This window comes from Sulfitobacter sp. HI0129, from assembly GCF_001635395.1.
GTDB lineage: Bacteria > Pseudomonadota > Alphaproteobacteria > Rhodobacterales > Rhodobacteraceae > Sulfitobacter.
Genome location: NZ_LWGH01000529.1, coordinates 1 through 4,939, shown reverse-complemented (window position 1 = coordinate 4,939; position 4,939 = coordinate 1). Strand labels below are relative to the sequence as shown.

5 protein-coding genes are annotated in these 4,939 nt (G+C 61.0%); all 5 read right to left on the bottom strand.

What is annotated here, in order from left to right; all coding sequences use genetic code 11:
- Positions 1-116 precede the first annotated feature (116 nt).
- Positions 117-866 carry a PAS domain-containing protein gene (locus tag A3764_RS26255; protein ID WP_067951704.1) on the bottom strand — a complete coding sequence of 250 codons (750 nt, stop codon included), beginning with the start codon at positions 864-866 and terminating at the stop codon, positions 117-119.
- Positions 863-2,377, bottom strand: coding sequence for an ATPase domain-containing protein (locus A3764_RS14470; protein ID WP_067928646.1), 1,515 nt, complete (start codon positions 2,375-2,377; stop codon positions 863-865). The genes A3764_RS26255 and A3764_RS14470 overlap by 4 nt, the downstream gene beginning before the upstream one ends.
- Positions 2,378-2,495: 118 nt before the next feature.
- Entirely contained in the window at positions 2,496-3,629 is a 1,134-nt protein-coding gene (locus A3764_RS14465) for a glycosyltransferase family 4 protein (protein ID WP_067928644.1), read from the bottom strand.
- Positions 3,630-3,634: 5 nt separating this feature from the next.
- Entirely contained in the window at positions 3,635-4,609 is a 975-nt protein-coding gene (locus tag A3764_RS14460) for a glycosyltransferase family 2 protein (RefSeq protein ID WP_067928641.1), read from the bottom strand.
- The coding region (locus A3764_RS14455) for a glycosyltransferase (RefSeq protein WP_269085025.1) at positions 4,602-4,939 on the bottom strand (338 nt) is incomplete at its 5' end. The genes A3764_RS14460 and A3764_RS14455, both read right to left, overlap by 8 nt.

Genomic DNA, 4,939 nt, shown 5'->3' with positions numbered 1-4,939 from the left:
GGCCACATAGGCGCCGCCACCGAAGAAGGCCGCGTGGCCGAAACTGACCAGCCCGCCCTGCCCCAGCAGGAAATGCAGCGAGGCCGCGAAGAGGCAGAAGATCAGGATGTCGGTGATCAGGACATTTGGCGAAGGCGGTACTCAATCTCGTAGGGTTCGCCCGTATCCAGTGAATGCTGCCAGATACGCCGGGATCTTTCCTGATCCTCCTCATGGAACATCCCGTTCCAGGCATCCCCGTCCGTCGAATTCTTGGGCACGCCGGTATATTCGTACCACCGATCGTTGTAAAAATCGTGAAAGCCGTCAGGGCGGGTCGACCAGATCATCTGATCGACGGAATTCACGATGGTATGAAAGCGCGTCTCGCTTTCGAGCAACTGGCTTTCGCGGAGCTCGATTTCCTCCACATGCTGACGGGCTTGAACCTGCCTTACACGCGCCGCAAGCGCCCAGTTGATTGCGCGTATAAGCTCTTCGGCGTGCAGCGGGCGCGAAAGCAGGATCACATTCCGCAGGGTATCGATGCGGGATGTCGCGTTCCGGCTTCGCTGGCTTGCCGTACCGTTGGAAAGAACGACAAACGGCAGATCCGACCATGAAGGCTGATCGGCAATCGCCTCCTGCACGACGGCAAGATTATCGCTCGCCATCGCTTCTTCGGTCATCAATATGCAGCCGATGTGGTTGCGGATATGGGATCCGAGTTCGGAAAGCGTGTCTACCGTTACCGCGTCATACCCTTCCTTTTCCAAAAGCTTCAGCGCAACCTGGGCGTCCCGCCCATGGGGGGCAAAGATCGCGATGGTCGTAAGCTTTTCATCCGCCTGTCGGGATCCCGGGGAGGGGTTACCGAAAGCGTTCACCGCGAAGACCCTTCCCTTCCGGAATCGGAAAGAAGCGGGCCGGCCTCGAACACCGGGGCCCCCGACAGGATACCGGTAAAGGCCGCTATGGGGTCCCCGATCTCGATCCCCTTGTCGCTTATGCGGAACTCGCGCAGACTGCGTTCATGCTCCGCCGTGCGTGTCTTGACCACGGCGATGGACTTGAGCACGGAACCCTTCGCCTCGAAGAAGCGCAGGAGCATGACCGTATCGGCAAGATAGCTGACATCGATATCGCTGCGCAGATCGCCGATAATCCCATGCTGTCCGAGAATCATCAGCGAAACGACACCCTGCTGGCTGAGGTAGCTCAGCAATTCATGCAGCTGGAGCACGAGGTAATTGTCGCTCGGCATGGCGTAGAGATAGGCGTTGAGGCTGTCGATCGCCACGATATCGGCGTTATGCTCCTCCACCGCGTAGCGGACCATGGTGGCAAATTCGCCGGGGGAAAGCTCTGCCGGGTCGATCTGGCGCAGGATCAGTTGCCCGTTGTCGAGATAGGGTTGCAAATCCATACCCAGCGCTTTTGACCGGATGATCAGCGTCGATAGCCGTTCGTCGAAAAGATAATATGCGGCGTTCTGGCCCTTGCGCAGGGCGGCGAGCATGCAGCGGATCGCGGTGGTGGTCTTGCCCACGCCCGCGGGCCCCACGAGCAGCGTGTTGGTCCCCGGCACAAGCCCTTGGCCCAGAAGCGCATCGAGACCGGCAAGCCCCGTGGTCACAGGCTCGGAGGAGAAGGTCCGGTGATGTTCTGACGCGATCAGGCGGGGATGAACCTCTAGCCCGCCCCGTTCGATGGAAAAATCATGGTACCCGCCGCGATACTTCAGCCCGCGCATCTTCACGATCCTCATCCGGCGGCGTTCCGATCCGAAGTCGCTGGCGGATTGCTCAAGCGAGATCACCCCATGTGCGATCGAATGAAGCTGCAGATCGTTCGACCCTGCGCTGTGATCGTCCAGCACCAGCACGGTGCAGTTGCGCTTGGCGAAGAAGTGTTTGAGGGCGAGGATCTGGCGGCGGTAACGCAGCGGGTTCTGCGCCAACAGCCGCAGCTCTGACAGGCTGTCCAGCACGACCCGCTTCGGGCTGGTCTGCTCCACCCGGCTCATCACGCCTTTGACGGTCTCGCCCAATTCGAATTCGCTGGGATGCAGCAAAGTCTGTTCATTCTCGATACTGAAGTCTTCTTCCGGGACCAGTTCGAACAGTTCCAGACCGCTCAGATCCCAACCATGGGAGTTCGCAACTTCGTTGAGTTCCTGAATGGTCTCTGACAGCGTGATATAAAGGCCACGCTCCCCGTTTTTATGCCCTTCCAAGAGGAAGCGCATCGAAAGGGTCGTCTTGCCGGAGCCCGGTGTGCCTTCGACGAGATACAGACGGCTTTTGGTCAGGCCGCCGCATAGAACGTCGTCCAACCCTTTGGTGCCAGTACATATTCTCTCGCCGCTCCAGCTAGACGGGTTAGTCGAATCATTCATTACAAGTATCCAGAACAGTCGTTTTTCTGGAACATAGGGCGAAGCCTCGAAAAGGTGTAGTGAAACAGCACCCAAACTTTACCGAAGGGAAGTATCGGCGCGACGCCTGGCCCACCCGCTATTCAGCGACCAGGGGTTGAGGTTCCGGCAGCTCATAGGGGGCAAAACGCCGCGGTGCGACAAAGGACGCAGCGCCACGGCGGGCCCGGTCGTAAAGCCCTTCATAGCCGCGCACCATGGTATCGAGGCTGAAGTTCTCCGCCACACGTCGACGGACCATGGCCCGGTCTATCCGACCTGCGACCTTGATCGCCTCTGCCAGGGCGTCGATATCGCCTTCCGGGACGAGGCGACCGCCATTTCCCGTGACTTCCGCCGCAGCGCCCCGGGCGAAGCCTGCCACCGGCACGCCGCAGGCCATGGCTTCGGCAGCGACCAGACCGAAGGGTTCGTTCCAGCAGGGCGTGAACAGTGCGACAGAGGCCGCACCGATCCGTGCGCGCAGTTGCGACTGATCAAGGTGCCCCTCATAGGTGATCCGCTCATCAAGGTAGGGTGCCACCTCCGTCTCGAAATAGTCCTGATGTTCGATCACCCCATAGATCCTCAGGCGCACCCCCGCGCGCCTTGCGGCCTGCACGGCGGGGCCGGTTCCCTTCGTGGGGGTGATCCTTCCGACCCAGACGGCGGTTCCGTCGCCCTGAGCCACGAAATCCCACTTCGCAAGGTCGATCCCGTTGTAGACAACATGCCCCTCTTCCGGTTTGTGCTCCGGCCACCATTCGTTCAACTGATCCTGCGAACAGACGGTGAAATGGCACCAGGGGGCGATTGAATCCTCCACCGCCCGGCGCAGCACCTTGAAAGGCGGCACATGCAGCGAGGTGAGCATCGGCATGCCGATTTGACGCGCGTGCCGGGGCAGATAGCGGTGAAGGGAATTGTTGTGCACGACGTCGAAACGATCCGGAGTCAGCTTCGGCAGTACCGCCCCATAGGCCGTATCGAGATGCGTGTTCAGCACCTCCGTACCGTGAAAGTCATGCCATGGATAGACCGCGTCATAATGCCGGGTGACGATGGGTTCCAACGCGATGCCCGCGTCCGGCTTGCTGTCACCTGAGGCAAAGAGCGTCACTTCATGGCCCCGGTCGCGCAGCACAGTCGCCAGCATATGCGAATGCGCTTCCATCCCGCCCATGAAAGGCGCTGCGATGGCATGACGGATATGAGAGACGATGGCGATGCGCATGGCGGCTACTCTGCGGCTGGCAACAGAAGACGGGACTGCGCCTTTTCCAGTTCCGCGTGACGCTTGCGCCACGCCACCTTCGGGTCGACGCCATCGAGGATGTCGAGCACCCGCCGGGTGCTGGCAAAAGGCATATCCGGATCCTGACGGCACAACGCGATGTCGTCCTCGTTCGGCTCTCTCAGGATGCGCAGGCCTTGGGGCGTGTTCTCGATCAGCCCCATGCGGACGAAGGCGTGCAGCCAGTGCTCCATCGTGCGGTGGCCCCATTTCTCTGCAAAAAGCTCCGCATTTCGGATGACCGATGCAACATGATGGATCGGGGGCATGAAGTGCACATGATACTGGTGATAGGCCCGCGCACCGCGCGCCCAGTAGATCGGCATCCCCGCCTCGGCGACCTGCCGCCCGAAATCAGTATCCTCGCCACCATATCCTTTGTAGCGCTCATCAAAGCCGCCGATCGCCTCCCAGTCTTCGCGCGTCATCGCGAAGTTGAGGGACCAGAAGCAGCGGTAGTCTTCGCAGAGATCGAGCGCGCCTTCGGGCGGGCCGCGCCGGTCGGTATGGCACACTGCGATACGGTCGAAAGCGTCGTAATCGATGCCATCCCGGGCCGCGCCACCCGGCAGATACAGCACTTCCCCCATATAGAGGCCCGGTCCGTGATCGAGATGTGCGGCATAATCCGCGACGAGCCTCGGCGCCGGGATGCAATCGACATCGAGAAAGACGAGCTTCTCCCCCTTCGATTGCGCGGCGGCCCGGTTCCGGGCGCCTGCAAGGGGCATATCGTTCTGGTCCATGCGCAATTGCCGGATCGGGAAATTCGTGCGCGGAAGGTCGCGGTAGATATCGTCCTGCATCACGGCGATGACCAGCTCCACAGGTTGCTGCGTCTGCCGTGCGAGACCGCGCACTACGTTGCGCAGATGTTCCTCGCGCCCCGCGGCGATTGTCAGGACGGATACGTCAGACATGATTGACCTCTTTCTTCATCTGGTTTGTCGGTTCATAGGACCAGAGCCGCGCGATCAGCGCCTCCAGCCAGTCTGCGGTGGCAAGTGCGGCATCCGCCCGCACCAGCGATCCCTGCAGCGCCGGATCGTGGCGCGCCTCGGCTTCGGCTTCGGCCGCACGCCACGCCTGAACGGAGGCGGGGAAATCTTGCAGGTGCAGCGCCACACCGGCCTTGGCCAGTGCTTGCGCCTTGCGCAACTGCTCATCGAAGTAGCGCCATTCAGGGACAACGATCCACGGCTTGCCCGCCCGCAATACCTGCGTGCAGGTGGTGTTTCCGGCGGAGGAAA